Raw genomic sequence first — 15,215 nt, forward strand, 5'->3', positions numbered from 1 at the left:
GGCGCCCCGTTCCCGCGCCCGCGGCGTGACCTGCGCTTCGGTGAAGACCGTGTGGAAGTTGCCCGTCGATGTTCGGGAGCCGCACGGGCGGATTCCGGTCCCCGGGACAGAGCACCGAGGGCGGGACGTTAGCGTGTAGCGGTGAGTGAGACGACGACCCCTGCCCTCCAGTACCGCTTCGACGGGCCGGACGACGCCCCGGTCCTCATCCTCGGGCCCTCGCTCGGTACGACGTGGCACATGTGGGACAGGCAGATCCCCGAACTGACCAAGCAATGGCGGGTCTTCCGGTTCGACCTGCCGGGCCACGGCGGTGCGCCCGCCTACCCCGGCGGTTCGGTCTCCGAGCTGGCCGCCCGGCTGCTGGCCACGCTGGACGCGGTCGGTGTGCAGCGCTTCGGCTACGCGGGCTGCGCGCTCGGCGGCGCCATCGGCGCGGAGCTCGCGCTGCGCCACCCCGACCGCCTCGCCTCCCTCGCGCTGATCGCCGCGTCGCCGCGCTTCGGCACGGCCGACGAGTTCCGCCAGCGCGGCGTGATCGTACGGACGAACGGCCTCGACCCGATCGCGCGTACCTCCCCGGACCGCTGGTTCACCGCCGGGTTCGCGGCGGCGCAGCCCGCGATCACCGAGTGGGCCGTGCAGATGGTCCGCACCACCGACCCCGGCTGCTACATCGCCGCCTGCGAGGCCCTCGCCTCGTTCGACGTCCGCGCCGAACTGGGCCGTATCGGGGTCCCCACCCTGGTCCTCGTCGGCTCCGACGACCAGGTCACCGGGCCCGCCGAGGCCCGTACGCTCGTCGCGGGCATCCCGGACGCCCGGCTCGCCGTCGTCCCCAGCGCCTCGCACCTGGTACCCGTCGAGCAGCCCGCCGCGGTCACCGACCTCCTCGTGCGGCACTTCTCGACGGCCTGGCAGCCGGCCTACGACTCGACCACCGGTCAGATCGCCATCCCGGCGGCGCCCGCCAAGCCGGCCCTCGCGGTCGCCGTGCCGCAGCAGAGCGGCCCCGTCGCCGAGATCGCCCCGGCCGCCGTCCAGCCGGAGGCGCTCGGCAGACCGGACCCCTACGACGCCGGGCTCAAGGTCCGCCGCGAGGTGCTCGGCGACGCGCACGTCGACCGGGCGCTGGCCACGGCGGACGAGTTCTCCGGGGACTTCCAGGAGTTCATCACCCGCTACGCGTGGGGCGAGATCTGGGACCGGCCGGGTCTCGACCGCCGCTCCCGCAGCTGCGTCACGCTCACCGCCCTCGTCGCCGGTGGACACCTCGACGAACTCGCCTTCCACACCCGGGCCGCCCTCCGCAACGGGCTCACCCCGAACGAGATCAAGGAAGTCCTCCTCCAGGCCGCCGTCTACTGCGGCGTCCCCGCCGCGAACAGCGCCTTCAGGGTCGCCCAGCAGATCATCCGAGAGGAGACCACCCCCGAGGAATGACCCCGGCCGCAGGCCCGCACAGGCCAGTGACCTCACCCGTGAAACACCGGCGAGCGGGCCGTCGGGCGTCCCGCGGGGGCAGGATGGAGTCATGACCATGAAGCTCACGAAGAAGTCGCACGCCTGCGTCCGTCTGGAGAAGGGCGGACGCACGCTCGTCATCGACCCCGGCGGGTTCAGCGAGGAGGACGCGGCGGTCGGCGCGGACGCGGTCCTGGTCACGCACGAGCACCCCGACCACTTCGACGAGGGACGGCTGCGCGCGGCCCTGGAGGGCAACCCGGCCGCCGAGATCTGGACCCTGCGCTCCGTCGCCGAGAAGATCTCCGCCGCGTTCCCCGGCCGGGTGCACACCGTCGGCCACGGCGACACGTTCACCGCCGCGGGCTTCGACATCCAGGTGCACGGCGAGCTGCACGCCGTCATCCACCCGGACATCCCGCGCATCACCAACGTCGGCTACCTCGTCGACGGCGGCCGGGTCTTCCACCCCGGCGACGCCCTGACCGTCCCCGACCACGCCGTGGAGACGCTGATGCTCCCCGTGATGGCACCCTGGAGCAAGATCTCCGAGGTCATCGACTACGTCCGCGAGGTCAAGCCGCACCGCGCCTACGACATCCACGACGCCCTGCTCACCGACCTGGCCCGCCCGATCTACGACCGCCAGATCGGTGCCCTGGGCGGCGCCGAGCACCTCCGCCTCGCCCCCGGGACCTCGGCGGACCTGTAGGGCCCCGGGGCGGGGACCGGGCGGGACGGCGTTGTCGGACCCGCCCGGTAAGTTGTGGGGCATGCGTATCGCCACCTGGAACGTGAACTCGATCACCGCCCGCCTCCCGCGGCTCCTCGCCTGGCTGGAGACCAGCGGCACGGACGTGCTGTGCCTCCAGGAGGCCAAGATCGCCGAGGACGCCTTCCCCTCCGACGCGCTGCGCGAGAGGGGCTACGAGGCCGCGGTGCACGCCACCGGCCGGTGGAACGGCGTGGCGGTGATCTCCCGCGTCGGCCTGGAGGACGTCGTCAAGGGCCTGCCCGGCGACCCCGGCTACGACGGCGCCGTGGAACCCCGCGCGATCTCCGCCACCTGCGGCCCGATCCGCGTCTGGTCGGTGTACGTGCCCAACGGCCGCGAGGTCGACCACCCGCACTACGCGTACAAGCTCCAGTGGTTCGAGGCTCTCAAGGCCGCCGTCGCCGGTGACGCCGCAGGCAGCCGCCCCTTCGCCGTCATGGGCGACTACAACGTGGCCCCCACGGACGACGACGTGTTCGACGTCGCCGCCTTCGAGGGCGCCACCCATGTCACCCCCGCCGAGCGCGCCGCCCTCGCCTCCCTCCGCGAGGCCGGCCTCTCCGACATCGTCCCGCGCCCCCTCAAGTACGAGCACCCCTTCACGTACTGGGACTACCGCCAGCTGTGCTTCCCCAAGAACCGCGGCATGCGCATCGACCTGGTCTACGGCAACGAATCGTTCGGGAAGGCCGTGAAGGACGCGTACGTGGACCGCGAGGAACGCAAGGGCAAGGGCGCCTCGGACCACGCGCCGGTGGTCGTGGACCTAGGGCCCTTCTGATGGACCTCCGCGGCGTCGCGGCGTCCGGCACGCACTCTCGCCGCACCGGCCAAAGGCCCAAGTAGCTCCGCTACGAGGACCTTCGTCCGGCACGCCGAGAGCACGCACCGGACGCCGCTCCTTTTCCCACGGAGATCCGTCAGAAGGGCCCTAGACGTGTAGCGGCCCCGCGGGCCGCGGCTCAGAGCAGCCGCAGATCCACCGACTCGGCCAGCGCGGCGAGCCCCGCCTCGCCCGGATGCAGATGGTCCCCGCTGTCGTACGCGGGAAGCATCCGGGCCGGCCGGTCGGGATCGCGCAGCACCCGGTCGAAGTCCAGCACCCCGTCGAACGCGTCGCTGCCGCGGATCCACTCGTTGACGGCGACCCGGTGGGCGTCGGCGGCCGCCGTGCAGCGGGCCTCGCCCTCGCACGGCGCGATCGTCGCCACCAGCATCCGCAGACCGCGTGCGCGGCCCCGGTCGGCGATCTCCCGCAGCCCGTCGACGACCTGGTCCGCGGTGCCGCCCCAGCGGACGTCGTTGACGCCCTGGAAGACCACGGCGGTACGGGCGGACGTCTGGGCGAGGACATCATGGTCGAGGCGGTGGAGGGCGCTGACCCCGCCCGTGTCGGTGGAGACACCGTCGCCCGGATAGCGGTCGGTGACCACCCGGTTCGCGGAGATCCCCTGGTTGAGGACCCCGTAGCGGGGGACCTCGCCCTGCTGGCGCAGCCGGTCCGCCAGGACGTCCGGCCAGCGGCGGTTCGCGCCCACCGTCGTCCGCTCCCCGTCGGTGATCGAGTCGCCGAGAAGGACGACCGACCCCGGCCCGCCCCCCACGTCGACGCCCGTCAGCAGCGGCCAGGTCGTGATCGTCGACGTGTAGGGCGCCGCCGAGCCGTCGCCCGCGTGATCGCCCGGGTCGCTGACGTACGAGGTCTGCTGGGCCAGCCGGTGCACGGGCGCGGCCGGCACCGTGCCGGGCAGATGGAAGCTGACCAGCAGATCCGTGTCCGGCGGCACCTCGAACCCCAGCGGATCGCTGAACGCCTGCGCGCCCGCCGGGATCTCGGTGCCCGCCCGGCCCCCGAACGCCAGCGGTACCGGAGCCCCGAGGGCGGCGGCCCCCTCCGCCCGCAGGGCCACCGTCGCGCTGCCGACCCGCACGGGCGCCGACGCGAACGTGTTGTCGAGCCGGATCCGCACCCGCGGCCCACCCGCCGAGGTGTGCACGACCAGCCGAAGGGTGCGGTCGGTCCAGGGGCCGACGGCGGTGTAGCCCGAGGTGGAGGCCGCCCAACTGCCGGTCCAACCCCGTGACTCGGGCCGCACCGACAGGGCGAACACATGCAGGTCCCGGTCGCGCGGCAGCGTCACGGAAGCCACCTGCCTGCCCCGCACCAGGGGCACGGTGACGACGTACAGCCGTGCCTTCTCGGCGAGTTGACCGCCGGACGTGTTGATGTGGGGGAGGGCGACGGCCTTGGTGGCGAGCGGGCCGGTGCGCCAGTCGGGGGCGGTCAGCCGGTACGAGGAGCGGGCGCCGCCGGTGTAGCGGACCGTCCCGGTGCCGCTCGCGTCGGCGCCGCCCGTCGCGGCGACCAGGAAGGCGAGGGCGTCGCCCCGGCCCCGTACCCGGACGGACTGGCCGTCGGCCCGTACGTTGTCCGTCTCGCCCGGGGCGCGGTCCGGCCAGCTCAGGCGGGCGCCCTGGACGGTCAGCGCAGCGCCTGGAGTCCAGCCCGCCGCCGTCAGGTCCCGTGCCGAGAGCGAACCGCCCGAGCCGTCGAAGTCGGCCTCACCGGGCCGGGCGTCGTCACTGACCGCCCGGTTGTCGAACAGCCGTGCAAGCGGGACCGGTTCGCCCGCCCCGCCGATGGCGGCACGGGCCGAGGCGACGGGGGCGACCCCCGCCAACAGGCCCAGTACGACAGCCGTTCCCCAGACGCGTAGGCGCACGCGCGACCCTCCCGTTTTCCAGATGACGACGGATGCGCCACGAAACTAAAGAGGCGTCAGGGACCCGTCAATGAGGCAGGCGCGAACCGGGCGCGAACTCCGGGCGAACAGGCGATTTCCGCGCGCCTGTGGTGCGAAGGCCGGTGCGAATGACACGCTGACCGCATGAACATCCCGTTCCTGGGCAACTGGCGCAAGAAGCACGGGCACGCCCTGGGAGTCGCGGTGATATCCGCCGGCGAGGACGAAGGGGACGACAACGGTCAGGAGCGCCACGAGCGCATCGTCGAACTCCTCTCCGAATGCGAGCTGCTGCGCGCGCAGGCCCAGCAGGCAGGGGTCGAACTCGACGACTCGGCCGACTCGTTGGAGGCGCTCGACCAACTGGTGCCGCGCTGGCGCGACGACGAGGAGACCGCCACCTGGCTGGGCAACGACGCCGGGCTCTACCTGGGTACCGTCGTCGTCCGCACCGTTCCGGGCGCCCGTTGGGAAATCTGGCCAGGCGGGCAACCCGTGGTGCGGCTGGCCTCCGGACGGGAGATCCATGTGGTCGAGGCCGGACACGAGTGGGCCGACAGCGGCGCACCCGAGCTGTCACAGCTGTACGCCGAGATCGCGGAGGGGTGAGCGCCCCAGGTACATCCGGGCGGAGGGCATCTGGGCGGCGGGCATCCGGGCGGCAGGGCAGCACGGCATCGCGGTGGCGGGGCCGGTCCCGGCCCGTGCCTGACAATACGGCTAATCCCCGAGGGTGCGTGTCGCGTATGGAGCCACCTCGCGTGCGGATAGTTTGCGGCACCTGCGACACGACACGGCCGAGAGCGAACAGGGCGGGCAGGGCATGGCTGTCGATCCGCTGATCGAACTGCATGGTGTGAACAAGTACTTCGGGGAGCTGCACGTCCTCCAGGACATCGAGCTCACCGTCGGTCGGGGCGAGGTGGTCGTGGTCATCGGCCCCTCGGGGTCGGGGAAGTCGACGCTCTGCCGGGCCATCAACCGGCTGGAGGCCATCCACTCCGGGGAGATCCTGCTCGACGGGCAGCCGCTGCCCGCGGAGGGCAAGGCCCTGGCGGCGCTCCGCGCGGACGTCGGCATGGTCTTCCAGTCCTTCAACCTCTTCGCGCACAAGACAGTCCTGCAGAACGTGTCGCTCGGTCAGGTCAAGGTGCGGAAAAGGAAGAAGGAGGACGCCGACCAGCGCTCCCGCGCCCTCCTCGACCGGGTCGGCCTGGCCGATCAGGCGCCGAAGTACCCGGCACAGCTCTCGGGAGGCCAGCAGCAGCGCGTGGCGATCGCGCGGGCGCTGGCTATGGAACCGAAAGTCATGCTCTTCGACGAGCCCACCTCCGCCCTCGACCCCGAGATGATCAACGAAGTCCTCGAAGTCATGCAGCAGTTGGCGCGCGAGGGGATGACCATGGTGGTCGTCACCCACGAGATGGGCTTCGCCCGTTCCGCCGCCAATCGTGTCGTCTTCATGTCCGACGGGCGCATCGTCGAGGACCGCACGCCCGACGAGTTCTTCACGAATCCGAACAGCGACCGCGCCAAGGACTTCCTCTCCAAGATCCTCAAGCACTGACCGCCGCCGCTGGACCGGGCGCGGGCCTCGACTACGATGAGCGGTTCCTCCACTTGGGGGTTACCGAGGCCGAGGACTCCATCCCGGTCGCACAAGGGGATGCTGCTGCCAGGCGCGCAGTAGCCAGGGGCCAGGCCCGCCCGGCGGCAGCCGGAGATCACTGCTCGCGCAGCGGGATCGACACGTACGACGGGTCGTTCGGCGGCGAGGAGAAGGTCAGCTGCGCGCCGGACGGGTTGTGCTCGATGTAGAGCGGGTCGACCGTGTCGACGACCAGGGCGAGACGGTGGCCCGCCGGAACGTCGTAGGCCGTGGAGAACAACTCCAGGTCCACGCCGAACGGCTTGCCGGGCGTCTCGCCGTGGAAGGTGTACGGCGCGTGGCTGACCAGCTTGCCGAGGCCGAGCGGGCCCACGTCGTACAGATAGGCGACGAGGGTGCCGCTCTCCTTGGTGGCCGTCACCGTGGTGTGCAGCTCGGCGGTGCCCCGCACCCGTTGTGCGGTCCGGTACTTCTCCGACTGCCACACGGCCGCCCAGCGGCGCGGCAGCAGCGGGATCGAGGCCACGGGCGGCAGTTGGGCGACCTGGTCGAGCACGCTGGACAGGAAGACGACCCCGCCGTTCGCGCCCGAGTCGACGTTCGCGTGGATCGTGGTGCCACTCGCGAGGGCGATCTTCTTGCGGGTGGCGGTGACCGACTTCCAGTCCGGATAGCCCTCGAAGGCGCCGCCGGTACGGGACTTGAGCTGTACGGGCTGCTCGTCGTCGATGCCGTTGGCCTGGCCCCGCAGATGGTGGTCGAACCAGCGCCGGGTGTCCGTCCACACGTCGTTGGGCAGCCCGAACAGGCCCGTCAGCTCGGTGGTGGCGTGGTCGCCGGGCCGCAGTTCCAGGCGCTTGGGGCCGGTGAGCTTCTCGTAGAAGTCGGCGTACTGGTTGGGCGGGAAGATCGAGTCGCCCCAGCCGTTGGCGAGCATGACGGCCGTGCCGTTGGTGTTGAGGGCGTCCACATAAGTCTCGGGGGAACGTTTCTTCCCCCACTCGATCATGTCCTGTTCCTTGGTCAGGTTGGACGCGTAGAAGTTCTTGAAGATCTCCTGGAGCTCGGGACTCCGGCGCCCCGTGATCCGGCCGGCGCCGTCCAGCAGACCGGCCGCCTGGAGGTGCTGGGTGCGCCCGGAGTAGATGGAGTCGATGAGGTCGGCCCAGCCGCTGAGCGCGGCGACCGCCTTGACCCGCTTGTCGTGCGCGGCGGTGAGCAGGCTGATGCCCGCGCCGTACGACAGCCCCGCCATGCCCACGCGGTGGGCGTCGGCCGGGGTGTGGGCGAGCGCCCAGTCGATGACCCGGGAGGCGTCGGTTATGTCCGGTGGCCCGGCGACTTCTATGTACCCGCCGGACTCCCAGAAGCCCCGAACGTTGTAACTGACCACGACATAACCGGACTTGGCGAGCTGCTGCGCCTGGGCCAGGTACTCGACCTGCGGCAGCCCCCAGCTCGTGGGGAGCACGAGCAGCGGGTAGGCGCGGGAGGCGTCGGCGGGGGCGACGACATTGGCCTTGAGGACCGTGCCGTCGGCGCCCGTGATGTCGACGAAGCGGGTGGTGGGGGAGTCCACCGAGGCCGCCTGGGCGGCGGGGGCGAGTGCGAGGGCCGTACCGGCGACCAGGGTGGCCGACACGGCCCCCACGGTCGTCGTGCGCAGGGCCCTGGCCGTGCGCGATGTCGTGCCGTGCGGGTGTCTCACGGGTCGCTCCTCACTCGTGTCAGTGCAAAGTGACCCGACGGTAACCGCCGTGGCTTACCAGAGGTAACTCCTCGGTAAGTTACGTGACGGTAACAGTTGGCGTGAACGCGTCGGTCTGAGGGGCCCGGCCTACGAGGCCCGGTGCGTCGCCTTGGCCGGGAGCGCCGCCGGCGGGGTCTGTGCGGCGCGGGTGACGTCCGCGACCAGTTCGACGACATCGGGGCCGTACGCCTGGGAGTTGACGACCTTCAGCAGCAGGACGAAGTTGCCGGTGCCGTACTTGCGGTGGAGCCGCTCATGGTGGCGGGCGAGGTAACGGGTGGCCGCCTGGTTGGTGATGGCCCGCTGGCCGCAGAACAGGAAGACCGGTCGGGCCTGGTGGGGCTGGCCGGTGGTGAGCCGGGCCAGCAGGACGTGCTCGGTGACCCCGGGCTCCAGCCGGTAGGTGTCGTCGCCGATGTGGAAGGCCGCCCGGTCGGGGCCGGGCTCGGGATCGGTGTTGAAGCGTATGCCGGGCAGCATGGCCCCGATGTGCGCGGCCATCCGGCGGTTGGAGACGGGCCCGCCCACACAGAACTCGGTGCGTTCGCCGAAGCCCTGCTGGGCCGCGTCCTGCGTGATCATCTGGGCGTGCGCACCGCAGTCCTTGATCAGGGCGGACAGCTCCAGCAACGCGAACACGTCGAAGCGGTGCACCGCCATGTCCGCGCTGGACGGATCGCGGTTGACCACCAGCAGCGACTCGGAGTTCTCGGGCAGCCCGAAGAACGCCTGCTTGCGGCGGAGCCTGCGCTTCCACAGGTAGGTCCGGACGAACCAGCCCAGCGAGGCACTGATGCCCGCCGCGATCACGCCGAGGACGATATTGCGCACGTCGTCATTCATGGCCGCGCATGGTAGCGGGCGCGACGGAACACTGTCCGAATCCCTGTCCGATTCCTCGGCCGACTCGACCCGCCGCCCGCTCGGCCACCTGTACGGATCCCTCCGTACGACGTCCCGTCGCGGGGGAACGAGTCGGCGGCCAGTTGGCCGAGACGCCGCTGACGGCGGGACGGCGGCCACGTTAGTCTGCGCGAACGGTCGTTGACTGGAGGTACGGATGCGTCTGCGTCGCCCTGTCGCGCGGAAACTGACGGTTCTTGCGGCGGTGTCCGCCGTGGTGTCGGTGGGGGCGGCGGCGCCGCCGACTCGCGCCGCGACGGACCCCGTCGAGAAGGTGCCGGTCGCCGTCGGCTACGGCGGTGCCGTCGCGAGCGTCGACCCGGACGCCTCGGCCGCCGGGATCGAGGTCCTCAGGAAGGGCGGCAACGCCGTGGACGCGGCCGTCGCGACCGCCGCCGCACTCGGCGTCACCGAGCCGTACTCGGCGGGCATCGGCGGAGGCGGCTACTTCGTCTACTACGACGCCGCGAGCCGCAGGGTGCACACCGTCGACGGCCGTGAGAGGGCGCCGCTCAGCGCCGACGAGAGCCTCTTCCTGGAGAACGGCACACCCATCCCGTTCGCCGAGGCGGTGACGAGCGGACTGAGCGTCGGCACGCCGGGCACGCCCGCCACCTGGCGGACCGCGCTGCGCAACTGGGGCAGCAAGCCGCTCGCCAAGCTGCTCAGGCCCGCCGAGAGACTCGCCCGCGACGGCTTCACCGTCGACGCCACCTTCCGCGCCCAGACCGCCGCCAACGAGACCCGGTTCCGCACCTTCCCCGCCACGGCCGACCTCTATCTGCCCGGCGGACAGCTGCCCGTGGTCGGCTCCACGCTGAAGAACCCCGATCTGGCCCGCACCTACGCCGAGTTGGGCCGCGAGGGCGTCGGGGCGCTCTACAAGGGCGACATCGCCCGGGACATCGTCGCCACCGTCAACAAACCGCCCGTCGACCCCGCTTCGGGCTACAACGCCCGCCCCGGCGACCTGACCACCGCCGACCTCGCCGCCTACCGCACCAAGAACCAGGCGCCCACCAAGGCGTCCTACCGCGGACTCGACGTGTACGGCATGGCCCCCTCCTCCTCCGGCGGCACCACCGTCGCCGAGGCGCTCAACATCCTGGAGCGGACCGACCTGTCGAAGGCGAGCGACGTCCAGTACCTGCACCGCCTCATCGAGGCGAGCCGGGTGTCGTTCGCCGACCGGGGCCGCTGGGTGGGCGACCCCGCCTTCGAGGACGTACCGACGAAGGGACTGCTGTCGCAGCGGTTCGCCGACTCCCGCGGCTGCCTGATCAAGGACGACGCGGTGCTCACCAGCCCCGTCGCCCCCGGCGACCCGCGCCACCCGGCGGCCTGCCCCACGGGCGGAACGGCCGCGCCCACCACGTACGAGGGCGACAGCACGACCCATCTCACCGTCGCCGACAGGTGGGGCAACGTCGTCTCCTACACCCTCACCATCGAGCAGACCGGCGGCAGCGGCATCACCGTGCCCGGCCGTGGCTTCCTGCTCAACAACGAGCTGACGGACTTCTCCTTCACCCCCGCCAACCCGGCCGTGCACGACCCGAACCTGCCGGGCCCGGGCAAGCGGCCGCGCTCGTCCATGTCACCGACAATCGTGCTCGACAAGCACGGCAGGCCCGTCGTGGCGCTCGGCTCGCCCGGCGGCGCGACCATCATCACCACCGTGCTCCAGACCCTCACCGGCTTCCTCGACCGCGGCCTGCCGCTGGTCGACGCCATCGCCGCGCCCCGCGCCAGCCAGCGCAACCAGACCACCACCGAACTCGAACCGGGCCTGTGGAACAGCCCCCTGAAGGGACAGCTCGAAGCCATCGGGCACGCCTTCCGGCAGAACCCCGAGATCGGCGCGGTCGCCGGTGTCCAGCGACTGCCGGGCGGCAAGTGGCTGGCCGCCGCCGAGACGGTACGTCGCGGCGGCGGCTCGGCCATGGTGGTGCGCCCGACGCGCTAGGCGTCTCATCCCCCCGGAGCGGGCGGCGTCGTCGTACGGAAGGCGAGCCGCCCGTCCTCCGTCTCCACCCGCACCCGGCTGCCGGACGGCAGACGGCTGTCGAGGAGCAGCCGGGACAGGGGGTTGTCGACCTCCCGCTGGATCGTGCGGCGCAGCGGCCGGGCCCCGTACTCGGGCTGGAGGCCGTGGCGGGCGAGCCAGTCGACGGCCTGCTCGGTGAACTCGATGCCGATGCCCCGCGCGTGCAGCCGCTGCCGGGTCCGTTCGAGCAACAGGTCGGTGATGCGGCGTAGTTGTTCCGCGGTGAGCTGCCGGAAGACGACGATCTCGTCGACGCGGTTGAGGAACTCGGGCCGGAAGTGCTCCCGCAGCGGCCTGAGGATCCGCTCGCGCCGCTCCTCCTCGGCCGCCTCGGCGCCACCCGCCCTGAAGCCCGGCCCGGCCCCGCGGCGCGTGATCGCGTCCGAGCCCAGATTGCTCGTCATGACGATCACCGTGTGGGTGAAGTCGACCGTGCGGCCCTGGGCGTCGGTGAGCCTGCCGTCGTCGAGCACCTGGAGCAGGATGTTGAACACGTCCGGGTGGGCCTTCTCCACCTCGTCCAGCAACAGCAGCGCGTACGGGTGCCGCCGCACGGTTTCGGTGAGCTGCCCGGCCTCCTCGTGGCCCACATAACCGGGCGGCGCGCCCACCAGCCGGCTGACCGTGTGCCGCTCCTGGTACTCGCTCATGTCGAGGCGGACCATCCGGTCCTCGCTGCCGAAGAGTGCCTCCGCCAGCGCGCGGGCCAGCTCCGTCTTGCCGACGCCCGTCGGGCCGAGGAAGAGGAAGCTGCCGATGGGCCGGTCGGGGCTGGCCAGCCCTGCGCGCGAGCGCAGCACCGCGTCGGCGACCACCCCCACCGCCTCGTCCTGCCCCACGACCCGCTGGTGCAGATGCTCCTCCAGCCCCAGCAGCCGTTCCTTCTCCTCCTGGGTGAGGCTGCTGACGGGGATGCCGGTCCGCCGGGACACCACCTCGGCGATGTCCTCGGCGGTGATCCCCAGGCTCTGCCCGTCGTCGGCCCGGTCGCCCTCACGGCCCTCGGCGAGCCGCTCGTTCAACTCGGCGATCCGGTCCCGCAACCGCGTCGCCTGCTCGTACTGCTCACCCGCGACCGCCTGGTCCTTGTCACGGGTCGACTGCTCGATCTCCCGCTCCAAAGCCCGTAGATCCGTCCCCTTCGTGCGGGACCGCAGCCGCACCCGGGCGCCCGCCTGGTCCATCAGGTCGATGGCCTTGTCGGGCAGCCGCCGGTCGGTGAGATACCGGTCGGACAGGTCCACGGCCGCCGCCAGCGCCTCGTCGGTGTAGCGGACCTGGTGGTGGGCCTCGTACCGGTCGCGCAGCCCGCGAAGGATCTCCAACGCGTCGGCGGCGGACGGCTCGGAGACCAGCACCGGCTGGAACCGGCGGGCCAGCGCCGCGTCCTTCTCGATCCTGCGGTACTCCTCCAGCGTCGTCGCGCCCACGATGTTCAGCTCGCCGCGCGCCAGCGCCGGTTTGAGGATGTTGCCCGCGTCCATCGCGCCGCTCTCGCCGGAACCGGCGCCCACGACGGTGTGCAGCTCGTCGATGAAGACGACCAGTTCCTCGGAGTGCGTCCGTATCTCGTCGACGATGGTGGTCAGGCGCTCCTCGAAGTCGCCCCGGTAGCGGGTACCGGCGACCACCCCGGACAGGTCCAGGGCGACCACGCGGCGCCCGGCCAGCACATCGGGCACGTCGCCCTCGGCGATGCGCTGCGCCAGCCCTTCCACGATCGCGGTCTTGCCGACGCCCGCCTCGCCGATGAGGACCGGGTTGTTCTTGCCCCGCCGCGACAGCACCTCGACGGTCTGCTCGATCTCCTCGTCCCTGCCGATCACCGGGTCGATACGGCCCTGGCGCGCCTGCTCGGTCAGATCGCGCCCGTACTTGTCGAGGGTCGGCGTGGCCGCGCGGCGCGGCAGCTCCGACTGCGGGTACAGGGGGCGGGGCAGTCCGGGCTGGGTGCCGTTCGGCGGTGGCTCGGACGCCTCGGGCGGCAGCGACGCGGCCGACAGACGCGCGGCGTTCAGGATGTGCCCGGCGGCCGAGTCCGGGTTCCCGGCGAGGGCGCTCAGGACGTGTTCGGGGCCGATGTATCCGGAGCCGGCGGCACGGGCCAGCTCATGGGCGTCCAGCAGGGCCCGTTTGACCGCCGGTGTCAGGGCGAGCGACGCGGGCGCCGGCCCCTGGCCGGGTTTGTGCCGGGCCGGGCCCGACCGCTCGTCGATCTCCCCGGCGAGCGCGTCCGGATCGGCGCCCGCGCGGGCCACCAGACTCCGGGTCGGCTCGGCGGTGAGCGCGGCGCGCAGCAGATGCTGGGTGTCCAGGTCGCTGCTGCCGTGCTGCGCCGCGTACGCCGCCGCGTCCGCCACCAACTGCCGGGCCTGGCCGCTCATCAGCCGCCCGATCTCGATGCGTTGGGGGCGGGGCCCGCCGAAGAAGCGTGCGAAGAACTCACTGAAGGGGTCCGGACCGTAGCCCTCGGGCCCCGGGAATCCGCTGTTCATTGGCACGCGAGTGCCCTGTCGCTGCGCGGCTACACCCGGGGGCGTCGTCGGGGTGGGGGTGCGTGGGTCGGGTGCGGGTTTGTTGTGGTTGCTCGCGCAGTTCCCCGCGCCCCTGAAGGGACGGGCCTGCGGCCCGCCCTTCAGCGGCCCGCCCTTCATATGAAAAGCACGGGATATGAAAAGCACGGGCGCAGCCCGGTCGCTTTTCAGGGGTGCGGGGAACTGCGCGAACAACCCCCACTCACCCGCACCCGGAACCGCGTCGGTGGGCCCGCGGCGCTCTACCGTGCGGTCAGTACCCTCGGCCCCGCGTCCGTGACGGCCACCGTGTGTTCCACATGGGCCGCGCGGGAACCGTCGTCCGTGCGCAGGGTCCAGCCGTCCGGGGCCGCGTGGTAGCCGTCCTTGCCGCCTCCGGTGAGCATCGGCTCGATCGCGAGCACCAGGCCGTGCCGCAGCGGCAGCCCCCGCCCCGGTCGGCCCTCGTTCGGGACGGAGGGGTCCTCGTGCATGTGGCGGCCGATGCCGTGGCCGCCGAAGCCGTCGGGGACGCCGTACCCGGCGGCACGGCACACGGTGCCGATGGCGTGGGCGATGTCGCCGAGGCGGTTGCCGACGACGGCGGCCTCGATGCCCGCCTCCAGCGCCCGCTCCGCGGTCTCGATCAGCCGCAGGTCGGCCGGGCGCGGCTCGCCCACGACGAAGCTGATCGCCGAGTCCCCGGCCCAGCCGCCCAGGTGGGCGCCGCAGTCGATGGAGACGAGGTCGCCGTCCCGGAGCCGGTAGGAGGTCGGGATGCCGTGCACGATCGCGTCGTTCACCGAGGCGCAGATCACCGCCGGGAACGGGGTCGGCGCGAACGAGGGCCGGTAGCCGAGGAACGGCGACGTGGCGCCCGCCTCGCGCAGCACCTCCCGTGCCACCTCGTCCAGTTCGAGCAGGGACACGCCCACGTCGGCGGCCTTCCGCACCGCGCTGAGCGCACGCCCCACGACCTGCCCGGCCTCGTACATCGCGTCGATGGACGCGTCCGTCTTCAGTTCCACCATGCCAATTACTATACCGGTCGACTTCCAATTCTAATACCGGTTCCTCGGTGGGCGTCGGTATTAGAATGGGTGCATGGTGCGCACCCCTCTGACCCCCGAAGAGCGCGAACGTGGCGAGCGGCTCGGCCGGTTGCTGCGGGAGGCCCGCGGCGGTCGCAGCATGGCGGAGATCGCCGCCGTCGCGGGCATCTCCGCGGAGACGCTCCGCAAGATCGAGACTGGCCGTGCCCCCACCCCGGCCTTCTTCACGATCGCCGCCCTGGCCCGCGCGCTCGGCCTGTCCATGGACGAACTCGCCGGGCGCTGCGCACCGGTGGAGGCCGCGCCGCCGGCGGCGGTGGCCTGAGCCGGCCGAGGGGCGCCCGCCGTACGGGCGCCT

12 protein-coding genes are annotated in these 15,215 nt (G+C 72.1%); 7 read left to right on the forward strand and 5 right to left on the reverse strand.

What is annotated here, in order from left to right; genetic code table 11:
• Positions 1-141 precede the first annotated feature (141 nt).
• From pcaDC to AOK15_RS06230, 3 genes are all read left to right on the forward strand, one after another.
• Complete coding sequence (gene pcaDC / locus AOK15_RS06220; protein WP_055513616.1) at positions 142-1,443, forward strand: bifunctional 3-oxoadipate enol-lactonase/4-carboxymuconolactone decarboxylase PcaDC; 1,302 nt, start codon at positions 142-144, stop codon at positions 1,441-1,443.
• 97 nt (positions 1,444-1,540) lie between these two features.
• The gene (locus tag AOK15_RS06225) at positions 1,541-2,176 is read left to right on the forward strand and encodes an MBL fold metallo-hydrolase (RefSeq protein WP_055513692.1); all 636 of its coding nucleotides are present in this window, start codon (positions 1,541-1,543) and stop codon (positions 2,174-2,176) included.
• A 61-nt stretch (positions 2,177-2,237) separates the two neighbouring features.
• Positions 2,238-3,020, forward strand: a complete 783-nt coding sequence (locus AOK15_RS06230; RefSeq protein ID WP_055513618.1) for an exodeoxyribonuclease III — start codon at positions 2,238-2,240, stop codon at positions 3,018-3,020.
• Between the two features lie 181 nt (positions 3,021-3,201).
• On the opposite strand, the gene AOK15_RS06235 is transcribed toward AOK15_RS06230, so the two are convergent.
• Positions 3,202-4,962 (reverse strand): SGNH/GDSL hydrolase family protein, encoded by a 1,761-nt coding sequence (locus AOK15_RS06235; protein WP_055513620.1) that lies wholly within the window; start codon positions 4,960-4,962, stop codon positions 3,202-3,204.
• A 165-nt stretch (positions 4,963-5,127) separates the two neighbouring features.
• Here AOK15_RS06235 and AOK15_RS06240 point away from each other — a divergent pair, with 165 nt between their 5' ends.
• Both AOK15_RS06240 and AOK15_RS06245 read left to right on the forward strand, forming a co-directional pair.
• On the forward strand, positions 5,128-5,592 hold the full coding sequence (locus AOK15_RS06240; protein WP_055513622.1) for a DUF6278 family protein: 465 nt from the start codon (positions 5,128-5,130) through the stop codon (positions 5,590-5,592).
• A 214-nt stretch (positions 5,593-5,806) separates the two neighbouring features.
• Positions 5,807-6,550: an amino acid ABC transporter ATP-binding protein gene (locus AOK15_RS06245; protein WP_055513694.1), complete on the forward strand. Its 744-nt coding sequence runs from the start codon at positions 5,807-5,809 to the stop codon at positions 6,548-6,550.
• Between the two features lie 157 nt (positions 6,551-6,707).
• On the opposite strand, the gene AOK15_RS06250 is transcribed toward AOK15_RS06245, so the two are convergent.
• Positions 6,708-8,300, reverse strand: coding sequence for a CocE/NonD family hydrolase (locus tag AOK15_RS06250; RefSeq protein WP_055513624.1), 1,593 nt, complete (start codon positions 8,298-8,300; stop codon positions 6,708-6,710).
• 129 nt (positions 8,301-8,429) lie between these two features.
• Complete coding sequence (locus AOK15_RS06255) at positions 8,430-9,185, reverse strand: hypothetical protein (protein ID WP_055513626.1); 756 nt, start codon at positions 9,183-9,185, stop codon at positions 8,430-8,432.
• 217 nt (positions 9,186-9,402) lie between these two features.
• Here AOK15_RS06255 and ggt point away from each other — a divergent pair, with 217 nt between their 5' ends.
• The gene (ggt, locus tag AOK15_RS06260; protein WP_055513628.1) at positions 9,403-11,211 is read left to right on the forward strand and encodes a gamma-glutamyltransferase; all 1,809 of its coding nucleotides are present in this window, start codon (positions 9,403-9,405) and stop codon (positions 11,209-11,211) included.
• 5 nt (positions 11,212-11,216) lie between these two features.
• Here ggt and AOK15_RS06265 read toward each other — a convergent pair whose 3' ends face one another.
• Entirely contained in the window at positions 11,217-13,787 is a 2,571-nt protein-coding gene (locus AOK15_RS06265) for an ATP-dependent Clp protease ATP-binding subunit (protein WP_055513630.1), read from the reverse strand.
• Between the two features lie 281 nt (positions 13,788-14,068).
• On the reverse strand, positions 14,069-14,836 hold the full coding sequence (gene map, locus AOK15_RS06270) for a type I methionyl aminopeptidase (RefSeq protein WP_055513632.1): 768 nt from the start codon (positions 14,834-14,836) through the stop codon (positions 14,069-14,071).
• Between the two features lie 73 nt (positions 14,837-14,909).
• Here map and AOK15_RS06275 point away from each other — a divergent pair, with 73 nt between their 5' ends.
• Positions 14,910-15,182: a helix-turn-helix domain-containing protein gene (locus tag AOK15_RS06275; RefSeq protein ID WP_055513633.1), complete on the forward strand. Its 273-nt coding sequence runs from the start codon at positions 14,910-14,912 to the stop codon at positions 15,180-15,182.
• Positions 15,183-15,215 lie beyond the last annotated feature (33 nt).

Origin of the sequence: Streptomyces ossamyceticus (genome assembly GCF_001418475.1) — a bacterium.
Classification (GTDB): Bacteria; Actinomycetota; Actinomycetes; order Streptomycetales; family Streptomycetaceae; genus Streptomyces; species Streptomyces ossamyceticus.

What these genes read in the sequence shown, in the direction of transcription:
- AOK15_RS06225 (WP_055513692.1), top strand. Translation starts at nt 1,541, where the DNA reads ATGAAGCTCACGAAGAAGTCGCACGCCTGCGTCCGTCTGGAGAAGGGC.
- AOK15_RS06230 (WP_055513618.1), top strand. Translation starts at nt 2,238, where the DNA reads ATGCGTATCGCCACCTGGAACGTGAACTCGATCACCGCCCGCCTCCCG.
- AOK15_RS06240 (WP_055513622.1), top strand. Translation starts at nt 5,128, where the DNA reads ATGAACATCCCGTTCCTGGGCAACTGGCGCAAGAAGCACGGGCACGCC.
- AOK15_RS06245 (WP_055513694.1), top strand. Translation starts at nt 5,807, where the DNA reads ATGGCTGTCGATCCGCTGATCGAACTGCATGGTGTGAACAAGTACTTC.
- AOK15_RS06255 (WP_055513626.1), bottom strand. Translation starts at nt 9,185, where the DNA reads ATGAATGACGACGTGCGCAATATCGTCCTCGGCGTGATCGCGGCGGGC.
- ggt (WP_055513628.1), top strand. Translation starts at nt 9,403, where the DNA reads ATGCGTCTGCGTCGCCCTGTCGCGCGGAAACTGACGGTTCTTGCGGCG.
- AOK15_RS06265 (WP_055513630.1), bottom strand. Translation starts at nt 13,787, where the DNA reads ATGAACAGCGGATTCCCGGGGCCCGAGGGCTACGGTCCGGACCCCTTC.
- map (WP_055513632.1), bottom strand. Translation starts at nt 14,836, where the DNA reads ATGGTGGAACTGAAGACGGACGCGTCCATCGACGCGATGTACGAGGCC.
- AOK15_RS06275 (WP_055513633.1), top strand. Translation starts at nt 14,910, where the DNA reads ATGGTGCGCACCCCTCTGACCCCCGAAGAGCGCGAACGTGGCGAGCGG.